This is a genomic window from Mediterraneibacter hominis (assembly GCF_014287475.1).
Lineage (GTDB): Bacteria > Bacillota > Clostridia > Lachnospirales > Lachnospiraceae > Mediterraneibacter > Mediterraneibacter hominis.
Genome location: NZ_JACOPF010000001.1, coordinates 368,964 through 384,973, shown reverse-complemented (window position 1 = coordinate 384,973; position 16,010 = coordinate 368,964). Strand labels below are relative to the sequence as shown.

At 42.5% G+C, this 16,010-nt stretch carries 13 protein-coding genes; 1 reads left to right on the top strand and 12 read right to left on the bottom strand.

Annotation, left to right across the window (positions count from 1 at the left end; genetic code table 11):
- Positions 1 to 36: 36 nt before the first annotated feature.
- The 9 genes from H8S37_RS01730 to mgtE all read right to left on the bottom strand — a co-directional run bounded on the left by H8S37_RS01730 (position 37) and on the right by mgtE (position 11,164).
- Positions 37 to 1,233, bottom strand: a complete 1,197-nt coding sequence (locus tag H8S37_RS01730) for an acetate kinase (protein WP_186874331.1) — start codon at positions 1,231 to 1,233, stop codon at positions 37 to 39.
- Positions 1,234 to 1,319: 86 nt separating this feature from the next.
- Positions 1,320 to 2,315, bottom strand: a complete 996-nt coding sequence (pta, locus tag H8S37_RS01725; RefSeq protein ID WP_186874330.1) for a phosphate acetyltransferase — start codon at positions 2,313 to 2,315, stop codon at positions 1,320 to 1,322.
- Positions 2,316 to 2,539: 224 nt separating this feature from the next.
- A complete protein-coding gene (locus H8S37_RS01720; RefSeq protein WP_186874329.1) occupies positions 2,540 to 4,141 on the bottom strand; it encodes a BCCT family transporter in 1,602 nt (533 codons plus the stop codon).
- Positions 4,142 to 4,187: 46 nt separating this feature from the next.
- A complete protein-coding gene (locus H8S37_RS01715; RefSeq protein ID WP_186874328.1) occupies positions 4,188 to 5,114 on the bottom strand; it encodes a glycyl-radical enzyme activating protein in 927 nt (308 codons plus the stop codon).
- 65 nt (positions 5,115 to 5,179) lie between these two features.
- Entirely contained in the window at positions 5,180 to 7,549 is a 2,370-nt protein-coding gene (locus tag H8S37_RS01710; RefSeq protein WP_186874327.1) for a glycyl radical protein, read from the bottom strand.
- A 72-nt stretch (positions 7,550 to 7,621) separates the two neighbouring features.
- Positions 7,622 to 8,710, bottom strand: coding sequence for an NAD/NADP octopine/nopaline dehydrogenase family protein (locus H8S37_RS01705; RefSeq protein WP_186874326.1), 1,089 nt, complete (start codon positions 8,708 to 8,710; stop codon positions 7,622 to 7,624).
- Between the two features lie 205 nt (positions 8,711 to 8,915).
- On the bottom strand, positions 8,916 to 9,350 hold the full coding sequence (locus H8S37_RS01700) for a hypothetical protein (RefSeq protein ID WP_186874325.1): 435 nt from the start codon (positions 9,348 to 9,350) through the stop codon (positions 8,916 to 8,918).
- Positions 9,334 to 9,729, bottom strand: a complete 396-nt coding sequence (locus H8S37_RS01695; RefSeq protein ID WP_186874324.1) for a MerR family transcriptional regulator — start codon at positions 9,727 to 9,729, stop codon at positions 9,334 to 9,336. Before H8S37_RS01695 ends, H8S37_RS01700 begins: the two co-directional genes overlap by 17 nt.
- Positions 9,730 to 9,829: 100 nt before the next feature.
- Positions 9,830 to 11,164 (bottom strand): magnesium transporter, encoded by a 1,335-nt coding sequence (mgtE, locus tag H8S37_RS01690; RefSeq protein ID WP_186874323.1) that lies wholly within the window; start codon positions 11,162 to 11,164, stop codon positions 9,830 to 9,832.
- 96 nt (positions 11,165 to 11,260) lie between these two features.
- Here mgtE and H8S37_RS01685 point away from each other — a divergent pair, with 96 nt between their 5' ends.
- A complete protein-coding gene (locus H8S37_RS01685; protein WP_186874322.1) occupies positions 11,261 to 12,547 on the top strand; it encodes a nucleotidyltransferase in 1,287 nt (428 codons plus the stop codon).
- 897 nt (positions 12,548 to 13,444) lie between these two features.
- On the opposite strand, the gene H8S37_RS01680 is transcribed toward H8S37_RS01685, so the two are convergent.
- The 3 genes from H8S37_RS01680 to H8S37_RS01670 are packed head-to-tail and all read right to left on the bottom strand — an operon-like array spanning position 13,445 to position 15,992.
- Entirely contained in the window at positions 13,445 to 14,305 is an 861-nt protein-coding gene (locus H8S37_RS01680; RefSeq protein WP_186874321.1) for a DegV family protein, read from the bottom strand.
- A gap of 15 nt (positions 14,306 to 14,320) precedes the next feature.
- The gene (locus H8S37_RS01675; RefSeq protein WP_186874320.1) at positions 14,321 to 15,685 is read right to left on the bottom strand and encodes a PFL family protein; all 1,365 of its coding nucleotides are present in this window, start codon (positions 15,683 to 15,685) and stop codon (positions 14,321 to 14,323) included.
- 34 nt (positions 15,686 to 15,719) lie between these two features.
- Positions 15,720 to 15,992, bottom strand: coding sequence for an ACT domain-containing protein (locus H8S37_RS01670; protein ID WP_186874319.1), 273 nt, complete (start codon positions 15,990 to 15,992; stop codon positions 15,720 to 15,722).
- Positions 15,993 to 16,010 lie beyond the last annotated feature (18 nt).

Here is a 16,010-nt window from a genome sequence, read left to right as displayed (position 1 = left end):
CATGTAAATACTGTTTGTCAAGAGGTGTCTTTGATTCTATTTTACCAGCGCCATCGTCTCTCTTGCGATTGCCAGTTCTTCATTTGTAGGAATGACAAATACTCTTACTTTTGAGCCTGGTTTGGAAAGCTCTTCTTCTTTTCCTCTCAAGCCTTTGTTCTTTTCCTCGTCAAATTCCACTCCCAAATATCCCAGATAGCTGCACACCTGGCTTCTTACAATATCATCATTCTCGCCGATTCCGGCAGTAAATACAATATCGTCTACTCCATTCATGGCAGCCGCATAAGCTCCGATATATTTTGCGACACGATAGGAAAATACCTCCATTGCAGTCTGCGCCTTCTTATCCCCTGCCAATGAAGCATCCGTCAAGTCGCGGAAATCACTGGAAAGTCCTCCGGAAATCCCATAAACACCAGAATCCTTATTCAGCACCTTCATCATGCCGTCAATATCAAGTCCTTCCTTGTGTGCGATAAATTCCATAATTGCCGGATCAATATCTCCGCTTCTCGTCCCCATCACAAGCCCCTCCAGCGGAGTCAGTCCCATAGAAGTATCTACCGATTTGCCGTTTAACACTGCCGTTACACTCGCTCCATTTCCGAGATGGCACACAATTGTTTTTAGCTGATCATATGGCTTCTCCATTACTTCCGCTGCTCTCTTAGATACAAAGCTGTGGCTTGTCCCATGGAACCCGTAACGTCTTACTTTATATTTCTCATAGTATTCATATGGAAGTCCGTACATATATGCTCTTGCAGGCATTGTCTGGTGGAACGCGGTATCAAATACACCAACCATCGGTGTACCCGGCATAAGCTTCTCGCATGCCTCTACTCCGATCAGGTTTGCAGGATTATGAAGCGGCGCCAGCTCGTTGCACTCTTCTACCGCCTTCTTTACTTCCTCTGTAATGACAACAGAAGATGCGAATTTTTCTCCGCCGTGTACCATACGGTGTCCCACTGCTCCAATCTCGTCCAGACTGCTTACGACTCCTGTCTTATCATTTGTCAGCGCCTCCAGCACATACTGAATTGCCTCTGTATGTGTCGGCATTGGTTTTGCAGATTTCTCCTTTTCTCCGCCTGCCGGCTGATAGGTAAACTGTCCGTCAATTCCGATCCTTTCACAGATACCCTTTGCCATTACTTTCTCTGATTCCGCGTCGATAAGCTGGAATTTCAGGGAAGAGCTTCCACAGTTGATTACTAATACATTCATTTTCTTATTCCTCCTGAAAATTTTTCTTAATGCCTAGACAGCGCTTTTCTGTCCTCAGACCACACAAAAGCGCTTCTGTTCTTTTCTTATTGAGCCTGTGCCTGTACTGCTGTAATCGCAACTACTCCTTCGATATCTTCTGCGCTGCATCCGCGGGACAAATCATTGACCGGAGCCGCAATTCCCTGTGTCAGAGGACCATACGCCTCTGCTTTTGCAAGTCTTTGCACTAATTTATATCCGATATTTCCCGCATCCAAATCTGGGAAAATCAAAACATTGGCATGTCCGGCCACCGGGCTTCCCGGTGCCTTTGACTCTCCGACTGCCGGAACAATCGCCGCATCAAGCTGCAGTTCGCCGTCCAGTTTTAAGTCTGGTGCTAATTCTTTCGCAAGCTTTGTAGCTTCCACTACTTTATCCACATCCGCATGCTTCGCGCTTCCCTTTGTAGAATGAGAAAGCATTGCGACAATCGGTTCTTTTCCTGTCAGTGTACGGAAAGACTCTGCGGAAGAAAGTGCAATGTTCGCCAGTTTTTCCGGATCTGGATTCTGTTCCAGTCCTGAATCTCCGAAAATGAATGTACCGTCAGCTCCCATATCACAGTCCGGCACAACCATCAAAAAGAAAGCAGATACCAGTTTTGTACCTGGCTTTGTTTTCAAAATCTGAAGGCATGGACGCAATGTATCTGCTGTAGAATGGCATGCTCCGGAAACCATTCCGTCCGCATCTTTCATTTTTACCATCATAACACCATAATATAAATAATTTGACAAAAGCAGCTCTCTTGCCTTCTCCTCTGTCATTCCTTTTTTCTGTCTCAGCTCTACGAGCTTTGCAATATAACTTTCTGTCTTTTCACTCGTAGCAGGATCCACAATTACAGCTCCGGAAATGTCATAATTTTTTTTGTTTTTTTCAATTTCTTCTTTTTTTCCTACCAAAATAAGATTTGCTGTCCCGTCTCTTAAAACTGCCTCTGCAGCCTTATACGTTCTTTCGTCCTCTGTCTCAGGAAGAACGATTGTTTTTTTGTCAGCTTTCGCTCTTGCTTTGATTTCATCAATAAATCCCATGGTTTACAGCCACCTTTCATAATTTCTCACTTAAGCCTTATTATAACGCAAAGGTTTTTTGTATACAAGGAAATTTCCGGGAAATCTATGTGCATTTTTAAGTACAATCTATTTATTCTCCTTATATCTTTAACAAAGAAACGGAGCACAAACTTTCCGTTTCTGCTCCGTTCTCATTCTTTCATTTTTAAACGGTCTTCCGTCCGTATACATGGGATAACCCGCTATATTTCACTTTTGTCCTTTGCTTTTACAATTTTTGCCGCCGTTTCTTCCTTTAGCACCAAATCGTATTTTTCTCGCTGTACCAGACTTTTGATAAATCCGGCCGCCGACAGCAGCATCAGGATCAATGCAATAGGGCCTAATGCCACCAGCACTGTCTGTAAAGAATCATATCCGCCTGCCAGAAGTACAGCACATCCGAACGCTCCAGCGATAATGCCCCAAAATATACGTAATTTCACAGGAGAAGATTCCTCAGCTCCGTTTACGGTACTGCTGTCCGAAATTGCCAGAATCTGTGACTGTACGCAGGTTGCAAAAGAAAGGAATACAGCGATCAATCCGCCTATTTTGAAGAAGCCTGCCAGCGGCAGATATTCCGCAAGGGCAAAATTCGCTACCTCTGCTCCTTTTTCCTGTAAGATAGCTCCAAGATCTGCGATGCCGTTTGTCTGTATATAGATTGCCTCACCGCCAAATATTCCGAACCAGAGAAAAATAAAGATACTCGGTCCTATCAGATTCACCGCGATAAATTCACGGATCGTTCTGCCTTTTGCAAGCTTGACAAGAAAAATTCCAAATACCGGCGTACAAACTAGATACCATGCATTAAAGAATACCGTCCACTCGCCTACCCAGCCGGTTTGATATCCAGGTTCTGTATTCAGAGATATTTTTAAGAAATTATCCAGATAATATCCAAGGGCATTTGTCATACTGTCCATCTGAAAAACAGTATGACCTAAGAGAAATGCTCCTAACAGCAATGCAAAAAACAATACAACATTTATCTTCGCCAGGTACATCATCCCCTTTTTCAAGCCGGTACTTGTTGTGAGAATACAAAGGGCTGTGACAAGCAAAATAACCAGAAGATAGGCTGTTTTGTTACTGAAATCCTTGCCAAACACGTAGCCGGTTCCTCCAGTCAGTTGCAGGGCGGCCACTCCGATAGACGCACAAAGACCTCCAAATGTAACCAGAAGCACAAATGCGTCAATGACAGATCCCAGTCTGCCATCTACTCTTTTTCCAAATAATGGATACATACCGGAACTATATTTTCCTTTTCTACGTGCATGATATACCATCATTGTCAGACACAGTCCCCCTGCCGTATACAGAGAGTATGGGGTTATCAGCCAATGCATAAATACATATCCCCAGGACTCTACCGCTGCCGGCGAGCTTCCTTCTATTCCCAGAAAAGCGGGTGGGTTTACTACGAAATTTAAAGGTTCATATGTGCCATAATAGACAAGGCCGATTCCGATACAGGTCGTCAGCGCAATCGAAAACCAGGAGAATCTGGACATTTCCGGTTTTGCATTTTCTCCGCCGATACGGATATTGCCCCATTTTGTAAACATCATACCCACACAGAAAACAACCAGAAAGAACGGTCCCAATAATAAAATTGCCCCGAAGTTCTCAACTGAAAAGTCGAATACGGCAGAAGCTGCTTTCGCAAAAGATTCTGGTTCCACAAAACCATAAATAATAAACGGGATTAAAACAACTGCTACAGGAAGCACCACCCATTTATCGATCAAGGATAGAGTACTTCTTTTTGGATTTTTCACAGGATTTTCTTTCATAAACTGCCCCCTTTCTCATCTATTTGCCATTTGCTAAATTTTTTGTTTATTTGTTTTTTAAAAAATCTTTCCCAGATACCGTCACATGAAATCCGGCGTCCATAAATTTTTTCCATATGCCTCGAAGACTTTCTTCCGCAGGTTCCTCAAATCTTACGATCTCCATTCCCAGTGCTGCCGATTTAGAAAGCCCCATTTCATGGTAGGGAAGCAGCGCTGCATCAAATAATCCGTTTTCCTTCATAAAGGCGATGCTGTCCTGTATCATTTTCTCCCCATCGTTGACAGGATGTATCATTGGCATTCGTATCTGAATTTTGGCATTAAGGGAGGGGATTGCCGCAATCCTTTTCAAATTCTCAAGAATTTTTTTATTAGAAGCGCCAACATATTTTTTATGAACAGAATCGTCTATCGCCTTTAAGTCAAAAAGAATATGATCCACTGCTTCTCCCAGTTTGTAAAGAGTGTCGTAATCTCCCATTCCGCTTGTTTCTATCGCCACGTCAATGCCCTGCTTCTTTGCTTTCCTGGCGAGTTCTAGCGCAAATCTGCCGCTGCTAAGACATTCTCCTCCGCTGATAGTCAGTCCGCCTCCTGTATGCACATAGTAACCTTTGTCCTGTATCACCAGCTTCATGATCTCTTCTATTGTCATATATTTTGCTGTCGTGCGCAGAGCGCCTGTGTAACATACCTCCGTGCATGCAAAGCATTTCTGGCACTTTTCTTTCTGATAGATAAAATTATTTTCTTTATCAACCCCAATTGCTCCTGTCGGGCATACAGACGCGCATGCACCGCATACAATGCATTTTTTCTTCGTATACATCAGTTGATTTTCAAAGCTGATAAGTTCTGGATTATGGCACCATCTGCAATTCAGTGGACATCCCTTTAAGAAAACTGTCGTACGGATTCCAGGGCCGTCACCTGTAGAAAATTTCTGTATTCCGCCTATCAATGATTTCATATCAATACGACCTCTTTTACATCTTTGTAGTTTCCCTGCATCTGCGTTGGGATGCAGGGATATATTTAAGCCAAATGAATCGTGCGGTCTATAATCGTATTCTGCACCGATTCATCTAGTTCTGTAAAATAAGCAAGATACCCTGAAACACGTACTACAATATCGCGGTAGTTTTCTGGATCCTTCTGCGCTTTTCGCAGCGTCTCATTATCCACTACGTTCGCCTGGATATGATATCCGCCGTTTTCACAATAATTACGGAAAATTCCTTCTATAATTTTTGCTCCGTTTTCCCCCGCAACGCCATGTGGATCGAACCGTATATTATAAAGCTGCGCCGCATGGTTGTGCTCAATGTGCATTTTCGCTACCGAGTTGGCCGAAGCGGTTGGACCGCTCGTATCTCTTCCCATCATCGGAGAAGCATTGTCGGAAATCGGTGTATGCGCAAGACGCCCGTCCGGCGTAGCCCCGCAGTAGCTTCCAAGCGGTACATTGTGAGTCTGCGTCATGTTCCCCGCAGAGTACCTTCCTCCGCGACAGTCTTGAATCGCCTGGTAGTGATGTGCAAGGTTTTCTATAATGTCTGCCAGCCTCTGATCTAACTCTTCAATATCGTTTCCATATTTTGGCGCTCTGTTTATCAAATACTGACGCATTGCCTCATTTCCCTCGAAGTTGTCATCACAGAGCTGTATCAGTTCATCCATGGTCAGCTTCTTTTCCTTAAACACCGCAAATTCGATCGCATTGATGCTGTCCGCCGCGGTGGCGGGTCCCGCCATAAACAGGCTGGTAAACATCTGATTTGCTCCGCCCTCCTGTATTGTCTTTCCCCGTTCAATACAGCCATCCAGGAAAATAGAATGGTATACGCAGGGCAGATAATACGCCTGTACCGACATTGTCGCATTGACAGCATATGTATGCATATCCGCAAAATAATATAACTGCTTCTCGTATGCCTTTATGAATTCCTCAATGTTCTTAAAGTTCCGCGGATCACCGGTTTTCAGCCCTACCTCCAGCCCTGTTCTCGGATCCTTTCCATTGTGCAGTGTAAGCTCAAGTACCTTTGGCATATTCAGATAACCGCCGATTGGACTTCCGTCCGCCTGCCCGCATCCCGGCATTGTTTCCACACAACCTGTTGTACACCAGTCACGCGCTTCTTTTAATGTACCTCCTTTGTTCAGCACGATTTTAATTGCTGTATCATCACTAAAAAATGCCGGATTCGCCAATCCTTCCTGTATCATCTTTGTCGCTTTATTTACGATATGTTCCGGTGTTTTCTTATTATAGCGCAGAATCAACGGAGGATTGGAAAGGCGCATCTCGTAGGCTGCGTCCAACGCCATCTCTGTCAGCTCATTACAGGCATCCTCGCCGTCCTCTGTGTAACCGCCAAGATGCATATTCTGCCACGTTGGCAGTCCGGCGTTTGCTTTTGCATAATAATTATCAGCAATAAAAAACAATGAGTCAATTTTTAACATCAGTTGTTCTATTAATTCGATTCCTCTTTCACGATCGATTTTTCCCGCTTCTAAGTCCTTTTTATAGTAGGGATAAAACCATACATCAAATCTATGGAGCTGCGTTGAATGTGCATTACATTCAATGTGCATAACCACATGCATCATCCATTCATGCTGAATAGCCTCCCAGAAAGTTTCAGGAGGAAACTCCGGAACCTTTCGACAGATCCGCGCCATTTCAAGCAGTTCTTCTCTGCGTGCGTTGTCCTGCGTTTCCTCTGCCAGTTTCTCCGCTTCCTCTGCATTGCGGTGTGCAAACCGTATTGTCGCCTCCATCACAACGATCAGTGATTTCCAATACAGTACCTTCTGTTCCTTTTCCAATGTCATCGGAGTTTCATATGCCTCATCAATTCGGCGCTGGCAGTCTTCTATGTGCCAGCGGAAACCATGCCCCAGCATCCTCTTAAAATTCATACTGATCGCAGAGGAGGACAATCCCCGTCCACCCGATTTAAACGCACCTGCCGTCTCTGCATCTTTTATCCACTGCGGCATTGTAGCATTCATAATATCCTCCGTAGATTTGTTGTCCCAGTAATCCAGACATTCCAGGATTGTCTTCTGTTCTTCCGCAGTCACATCCATAGCGTCTGTCGCGCGCGTAGGCATGCCCGGCAGTTCTCCCTTCAGCCACATAAGTCCAGAACTGTATTCCGGAAAAATCAGACCCGCTCTGATTTTTTCTGTCGCAGATCCCAAAAGCAGTTCACCATCACGAATAACGATTTTCTTGTGATCCAGCACATACTCTAATATGTGCGCCCGAAAAAGCCAAATTGGCTCGCCTGCATATTTTTTGTACGCTTCTGTCGCAAGGAGTAAACGCTCTGCACTTATTGCTGGCTTTACCTTGCGCTGATTTTCCCTTAGTTTTGCCATTCTGTCAGTCATATAATCACCTCTTCCACACGCGCACATTCCCGGAAACTCAACAAGACTGAATCTCCGGGACTGCGCTATTTATTATTTTTTTCCGCTTGCAACATAATTCTTAATTTCTTCTGCTGTCATACCGTCAAGCCCTATCTCGTCGACTGTACGTCCTCTCTCGAACCAGTCTGTAGTATGTACCGCGTTATAAATATGAATAACCGAATCAATCACCGGCGTATCTACACCGAGAAGTTTTGCCAGACTTGACCATGGCACAAGACCATATGGAGCATCCTCTGTCAGGTATCTGTTATTGATATCGTTCGGACCGCAAATCGGTGTCAGAGAAATACATCCGTGTACACATCTGTACATATCCTGCCATGTATATCCTTCTTCCATTCCAAGGAAATCCTCCAGCGCGGTAATATGATAGCCCAATGCTTCACCGATCTTTTTGCGTTCATTGTCCAATTCTATATTTACCCTGGCTGCTGAAGGTGTAAAGCCGTGCTCATATAAATAGAAATCACCTGTTGCACGATTTTCAATGGGGCCCAGATTGATGACACATGGTCCCGAATGTAACGCCGGATTAATATTTGCAATTCCTGTCTCCAGAGCATCCTTATAAACCTTATGAAATGGAAAGAATTCATACAGCTCCTGCATAACCTCTCCACTCTTATTCGCAGGAATAAACCCAATCCCTACTTTGTTCCGTCCGAAACAACTGACTGTACACGGACCGGTCAGACGTGTGTCATAGGGAAGCGTGTCTGTCTCAGCAAAGATCGGTTTTTCTTCTCCTTCAAACACATGATTAAAAAGCAGACTTCCCCATGCACCCGGAATACATATAAGCACCTGGTCCTTCGTCAGTTTTCCTTTTAATAGCCGCGCATAATCGTTTTGCGCAAAAGCAGGGCATACCAGGAAAATATACTTATTGCCGGAAACAGCCTTTTCAATATCGTCCGTCACTTCATGGAGCACCGCCGTCCCTTCCACAACACCGGATATTTTGATCGTCCTTGTCTCAAAAAGCTGGGAAATTCCTGCCTTGAATCTCGGCATCTCGTACAATGTCACTTCAAAGCCTCTCAATGTAAGATCTGCCGCCATTGTGTGTGCTCCATGACCGCCACCCAAAATAGTAACCCTTTTTTCAAAGCTCATCTTTACATTCCTCCTGACTTATAATTTAGGTAAAGTGTCAGTCTGTTATTTAACTAGATCTAAAATAACTCCGACCTTTATCTTCTTTCTGACACTGAGTATAAAGGTTGGAGTTACTCCAAGGTCAATATAAATTTCAATTAATTTATCAATTTATAAGAAATATACAAAATTTTTTATGTATTTTTATAAAAAGCATACAATTCTATTGCATATATATCTTTATTTCACAAAAATATTCATGAGCCGTATAATCAAATAGCTGCAATCCTATCTCATCTGCAATCACATATTCTGTTTGAATTTTATGTCTCTCCAGATACGTGTTTAAAATGGTAAAATCCGCTTTTTCGCCAATTACCTTCACGATACTGCATAAATATCTGCCTGCCGGAAATATAATTGTTTCCTCTGACTGCCGCACACTTACTTCTGTTTTGTCGAACTCTATATACTCTCCTTTCTTGACAAAATGATTTTTCTTCATTTCTTTACTGTCTATCAGAAACCCGTAATGTCTCCGTATGGATACTTCTTCTCCCAGTATTTCTTTATTTTTTTTCATTAGCTCTATATGAAATGCTTTCTGGTTCTTGTGGTTTTCAGAATAAAATACTTTTCTTTCACCGAAATATTTCATCGTCAGAGTCTCCGGCGTACCCCCCCGCCTGTTTTATCTTCTGGTGTTGTCTCTCATACCATGAAATATCATCGACTACTTTTTGGAAATAATCCCTGAATGAAAGTGCTACCTTCTGATACTCTTTTAGTACATCCACAACCGAAGCATTTTCCTTTGACTGCAATATTTTCTTAATACTGTCCAATGGAATATTAAATTTACGGTAACAAATAATAATATCAATAATCCAAAATTGTTCAAACGTATAGTACCTGTAGTGATTATCCGGGTTGATATACCCCGGAGTTAAAAGTCCTATTTTATCGTAAAACCGTAATGTATCTTTGGAAAGACCTGTTATCTCGCTTACCTCTCCTATCGTATATAATTCGTCCATTTTGTTTTTTCCTCCTACATATATAATAAATCATCATTATAAAAAATTTCTGCCAATTCATATTTCGCTTTTGGAGGATTCCTTTCTCCAACATTCTTCTTTATATACCAAAAAATGTCGTAACGATATTAAAATATACTAATATTGTGCATGTATCCAGTATCGTTGTGATCAGAGGCGCCGCCATAATTGCAGGATCTAACCCCAATTTTTTTGCCAGAAGCGGCAGCGTACACCCAATGCACTTCGCCATGACAACCACAGCTATCATAGTAAGTCCAAGCGCCACAGAAAGCATCATATTTTGCCCATACATGATATAAATACGGATTCCATTCACAAATGCAAGCATCATACTTACTACAAGTGCAATCCTGATTTCTTTGAATATGACGCGAAAAATATCTTTAAACTGAATCTCTCCGACCGCAAGTCCGCGTATAATTAAAGTAGAACTCTGGGAACCACAGTTTCCTCCTGTTCCCATCAGCATAGGAATAAACGTGATCAAGACCGGCATCACTGCCATTGCTTCCTCATAATAGCCGAGAATCTCCCCTGTCACTGTTGCCGAAAGCATGAGAAGCATAAGCCAGGGAGTACGGTTTCCTGCATGCTTAAAGATCGAGGTGCCAAAGTAAGAGTCCTCATTTGGACTGACACCGGCCATAATACTGATGTCCTCTGTTGTCTCATCCTGCAAAACGAGCATAGCATCGTCAACTGTTACAATCCCGACCAGGCAGTTTTCATGATCTATGATCGGAATCGCAATCAGTCCGTATTTCTTAATCGTTTTTGCCACGTCCTCCTGATCGTCCAAGGTTCTTGCATAGAGTACATTTTCATCCATGATCTCTTCAATCCTTCTGGACTCTCCCGCTGTAAGCAGCTCCTTTACATCCACCATGCCGATTAAATGTCTTTTTTCCGTCACATAACAGGTATAAATCGTTTCCTTATTAATGCCGACCTGCCGAATCTTCAAAATCGCATCCGCCACCGTCATTTCTCTTCGAAGGCTGATATATTCTACGTTCATAATACTGCCCGCACTGTCCTCAGGATACTGCAGCAGTGCATTGATTTTTACCCTTGTCTCCTCGTCTGTTGCAAGCAAAAGTCTGTCCACTACATTTGCAGGCATTTCTTCTAATACATCCACTGTATCATCTACATACATTTCTTCCATGACTTCTTCCAGCTCAGAATCTGTCAGTGCATTTATCAGATCCTCCCTCTTGTCACTGTTCATATCTGTAAATACTTCCGCTGCTTCTTCCTTTGCAAGAAGGCGGAAAATCAGAATCATCTGCTTTTTGTCCAGTTCTTCTAAAATTTCTACGATGTCAACCGGGTGCATGCTCTCCAGAACTTCTTTTAACTCTTTATAATTGTGTGCTTCTAACATCTCCAGAATCTGACTTTTCCCCATTTTATGCCCGCACCCTCTTTCTTCAATGATTTTTCTACCATCAGCCTGTCTTTTTATAGTATAATAGTTCATATATTTATATACAAGGAGATTCTTATGAAAATTGTCGGTTTAATTACAGAATATAATCCTTTCCACAACGGACACCGTTACCATATTGAAGAAGCGAAACGTATTACAGGCGCCGATACAGCCATTGTCATTATGAGTGGGGATTATGTGCAGCGAGGAACCCCTGCTGTTATGCCCAAACGTCTGCGGGCGGAAATGGCACTCAAATGCGGTGCGAGTGCTGTTTTTGAACTTCCCGTCTGCTATGCCACAGGAAGCGCTGAATTGTTTGCCCGCGGTGCCGTCTCTTTTCTGGACCGCCTGAATATTGTAGACGCACTCTGCTTTGGCAGTGAATGTAACGATTTAGAAGGCTTAAACACAATTGCAGATATTCTTTTAGAAGAACCGCCGCAGTACAGGCAGCGCCTTCAGGCCGAACTAAAAGAAGGCAAATCTTTCCCGGCTGCGAGACAAGAGGCTCTTGCGGCATACAGCGGTTCAAAAGACCGCGCCTTTCTTCTCAATGATCCCAACAATATCCTTGGCATTGAATATTTAAAGGCGTTAAAAAAAATAAAAAGCTCTATTCGTCCATATACAATCAAACGAAAAGAATCCCACTACCATGACACTGCATTAAGCAGTCAGTACAGCTCCGCCTCCGCCATTCGTTCCCTGCTTGCCTACTCTAGTTCTTCTATACACACGAGCAGCTTTGGTTCCACCTTTGAAAACACTCCTTTTTCCAACATATTAGGTGAATTGGAAAGCCAGGTTCCCTCCTGCTGTCTGGAACTTTTAAAGGATTATCACCATGTCCTTTATCCTGTATATCAAAATGATTTTTCATTGATATTAAAGTATAAACTGCTGAATAAAAAACCAAAAGAATTCATACGCTACAATGATGTTTCAGAAGAACTTGCCAACCGTATCTGTTCTTGTTTAAATGATTTCTTTAACTATAAACAGTTCTGTGAACTGCTCAAAACCAGGGAAGTCACACAGACAAGAATTAACCGCGCCCTCCTCCATATTATGCTCGGCATAAAAAAAGAAAATATAGAAACATCCACGCAGCAAGGAGGACATTTTTATGCCCGCCTTTTAGGATTTCGAAAAGACAGAGAAAAAATACTTCCTCTCATTTCCAAAAAAAGCTCCCTGCCGCTTCTTGTCCGTTCCACCGATATAGAGGCACTTACAGGAACAGCAAAAAAAATGCTCACACAAGACATATTAGCCTCCAATCTCTATACCTCTGTCATAACAGATAAATATAAAACAGCTTTCGCAAATGAATACAATCAGCCTGTTATAAAAGTGTAAATTATAATAGAACCATTATCACAATATAAATTTGCTTGTTTGCTTAGAAAGGAGGAAGCCGAGAAAACCAACTCGACGCTGCCATTGTATTTAAAAAAATGTAAGCATATACTATTTACTATATTCATGCTAACGACTGCCAGCTTACTAATTTTTAGTGCACTAAATTTGCTGTGCACTATCGTTGGTAAAATACAGCCCTTTTTATTACTTTTATGGAGCATTATATTTTTATTGAATATTATTATAGATTACATTAAAAAGGAAGAAAAGAGTGATACTCCAATAAAGACTATTATTTATGCTATAAGTTTCTCGATTTTTCTGTTTAGTAGTTTTAGTTATTTATGGACGGCGGATATTTATGCAGGCGGTTTCCATGCAATGTAAAAATTTTATAAATGAAAGACAAAGGTGCCTTTCATTTATAAAAGAAGTTCATCTCTAAAGACAACTGCTTAATATTACCATTATTAAATTGACGAAACTGGGATTTGTAGTAAAATCGTCCTTAATGATAAAAACAATAATAGCATATGAATACTGCTAGTATTACTATAAAGGGAGCAATAACTATCAGACAATATGAAAAATGCTTTCCTTGTTTGGAAGAAAAACTTTGACAGAAGAAAGTACGCAGCTTTGTTAGTTAAATTTCATTAAAAAGAAATCGACTTTACGCTGCCGCGAGTTCCCAATTAGAAAAATTTGTTTACTTCCAATTGGAAATGTATAGCAGCGTGAAGCCGATTTTTTCTACCTGGAACTATAAACTTAAGCTGGCGAAAGTGTGCGTGTGAAAGAGATGCTTTGCATGAGCGGGGAATTCCGGCAAAGCCCTGACGAACGTTGCAATACATGCCCTCTTGCGCGTATCATTTTGTCAGCTTCCGCAGTCTAGTTCACTTTCTTTGTACATGTGACTGCCATCGCCCCTGGACCGATATGGCATGCCACGCTTAGAGAAAGGGGAGCTTCCATGATTTCATACTGCGGGAATCTGGCATGAATTTCTTCTCTCCACTCTTTTGCCTCTTCCACACCGCATGTATAAGCCATTCCCAATACTAATTTATCTTCTTTTCCGGCAAAGCGTCCGTTTATGTCTTTCTCAACCGCCTCCAGCATCGTGCGCTTTGCAGCCTTCCAGCCTCTTACCTTTGCATAGGCGTCCAGCTTTTCACCCTGTATCTGCAACACAGGCTTCAAATTTAAAACGGTTCCAAGCGCCGCCGCTGCAGGGGTTATTCTTCCGCCCTTTTTCAAATATTTCAAGGTATCCACTGTAATATAAATACTAGACTCTAATTTTTCTTTTTCCAGGATCTCCTTTATTTCCTTAGCGCTTTTCCCCGCCCCTGCCAAATGAAGTGCATCTATTACAGCCTGCTCCTGCGTGACAGAAATTCTTTGATTGTCCACGACCTGAACACGTCCCTCATAATTTTCTGCCAGCGTAATTGCTGTTTCACAGGTACTGCTCAACCCACTGGACATTGGAATATGCACAATTGCATCAAATTCATTCAAAAGGCTCTCCCACAGATTCATCACTTCCCCCGGTGCCGGCTGGGAAGTAGATATATTAGAATCCTCTGCCAATTTCTTATAGAATTCTTCCTGGGTAAGGTTGATGTCCTCCAGATATAACTCCCCATCGATAAAAAACGGCATTGGGACAACAAAAATCCCCATGTCTTTTCCTTTTTTCTGTGTAATTCCACTGTTGCTGTCTGTTACAACTGCTATTTTTTTCATAACCTTTCCCTCATCTTAGTTCTTAAAGCTATGAATTGGAGCTGGAATCCGTCCCTTTCTGCTGACAAATGCCTCGCATCCAAATTCGTTTACAGGCATAATCGGTGCATATCCTAAAAGTCCGCCAAACTCTGCTGTATCTCCAACATCCTTCCCAATCACAGGAATCAGCCTTACAGCCGTTGTCTTTTGATTTACCATGCCGATTGCCATTTCATCTGCAATAATGCCGGCGATTGTACTCGAAGAAGTCTTGCCCGGAATTGCTATCATGTCAAGTCCTACTGAGCATACACAGGTCATTGCTTCTAGTTTTTCAAGTGTCAGAGCTTTTGCATTGACAGCGTCGATCATTCCCTGGTCTTCGCTGACCGGAATAAATGCGCCGCTTAGTCCGCCTACATAGGAGGATGCCATCACGCCGCCTTTTTTCACCTGGTCATTGAGCATGGCAAGCGCCGCTGTCGTTCCCGGAGCTCCCACTCTTTCGAGTCCGATTTCTTCCAATATTTCTGCTACACTGTCTCCGATTGCCGGCGTCGGTGCAAGCGACAAGTCCACAATCCCAAAAGGAACTCCTAATCTCTCCGATGCTTCCTTTGCCACAAGCTGTCCGACTCTGGTAACTTTAAATGCAGTCTTTTTGATCGTCTCGCACAATTCCTCAAATCCTTTTCCCCGCACCTTCTCCAGCGCTTTCTTGACAACACCCGGGCCGCTTACTCCTACATTGATCACAGCGTCTGCCTCTGTCACTCCCAGAAAGGCTCCTGCCATAAAGGGGTTGTCATCTGGAGCATTACAAAATATCACCAGCTTTGCACATCCAAGAGAATCTTTCTCTTTTGTCGCCTCTGCCGTTTCTTTTACAATCTCCCCGCAAAGCCGCACCGCATCCATATTAATCCCTGTCTTAGTGGAACCTACATTGACAGAACTACAGATCCGTTCTGTCTGGGCAAGTGCCTGCGGAATAGAACGAATTAAATATTCATCGCTCTTTGTCATTGCTTTGGACACCAATGCTGAATATCCGCCGATAAAATTCACGCCTACTTCTTTTGCAGCTTTATCCAGTGTTTCTGCAATACTTACAAAGTCCTCCGTCCCTTTGCATGCCGCGGCTCCTACCAGCGCAATCGGGGTAACAGAAATTCTTTTATTCACGATCGGGATCCCGAATTCTTTTTCAATATCCGCCCCTGTCGACACAAGCTTTTCTGCTGTTGAAGTAATCTTTTCATATATTTTCCGGTTTAGTTCCTTTAAATCAGAATCTATACAATCTAAAAGGCTGATACCCAGTGTAATGGTACGTACATCCAAGTTCTCATGCTCGATCATTTTATTTGTTTCTGATACTTCATACATATTAATCATGTTGCTTTCCTCGCCTTCATCAACTTATGCTTACTTACAACCTGTGCATTTTTTCAAAAATCTCTTCTCTCTGGCAATGGATCTTCACCCCAATCTCTTCTCCAATTACAGTAAGCTCATCACAGACTACCTTAAAGTCTTTCTTCATATCTGTCACATCCACAATCATCATCATGTTGAAATATCCCTGGATAATCGTCTGAGAAATATCTAAAATATTAATTTCATTTTCCGCCAAATAGGCGCACACCTTTGCAATAATTCCTACTGTATCTTTCCCCAGCACTGTCACAATACATTTTTTCATAATTTTTCTCCTCACTGT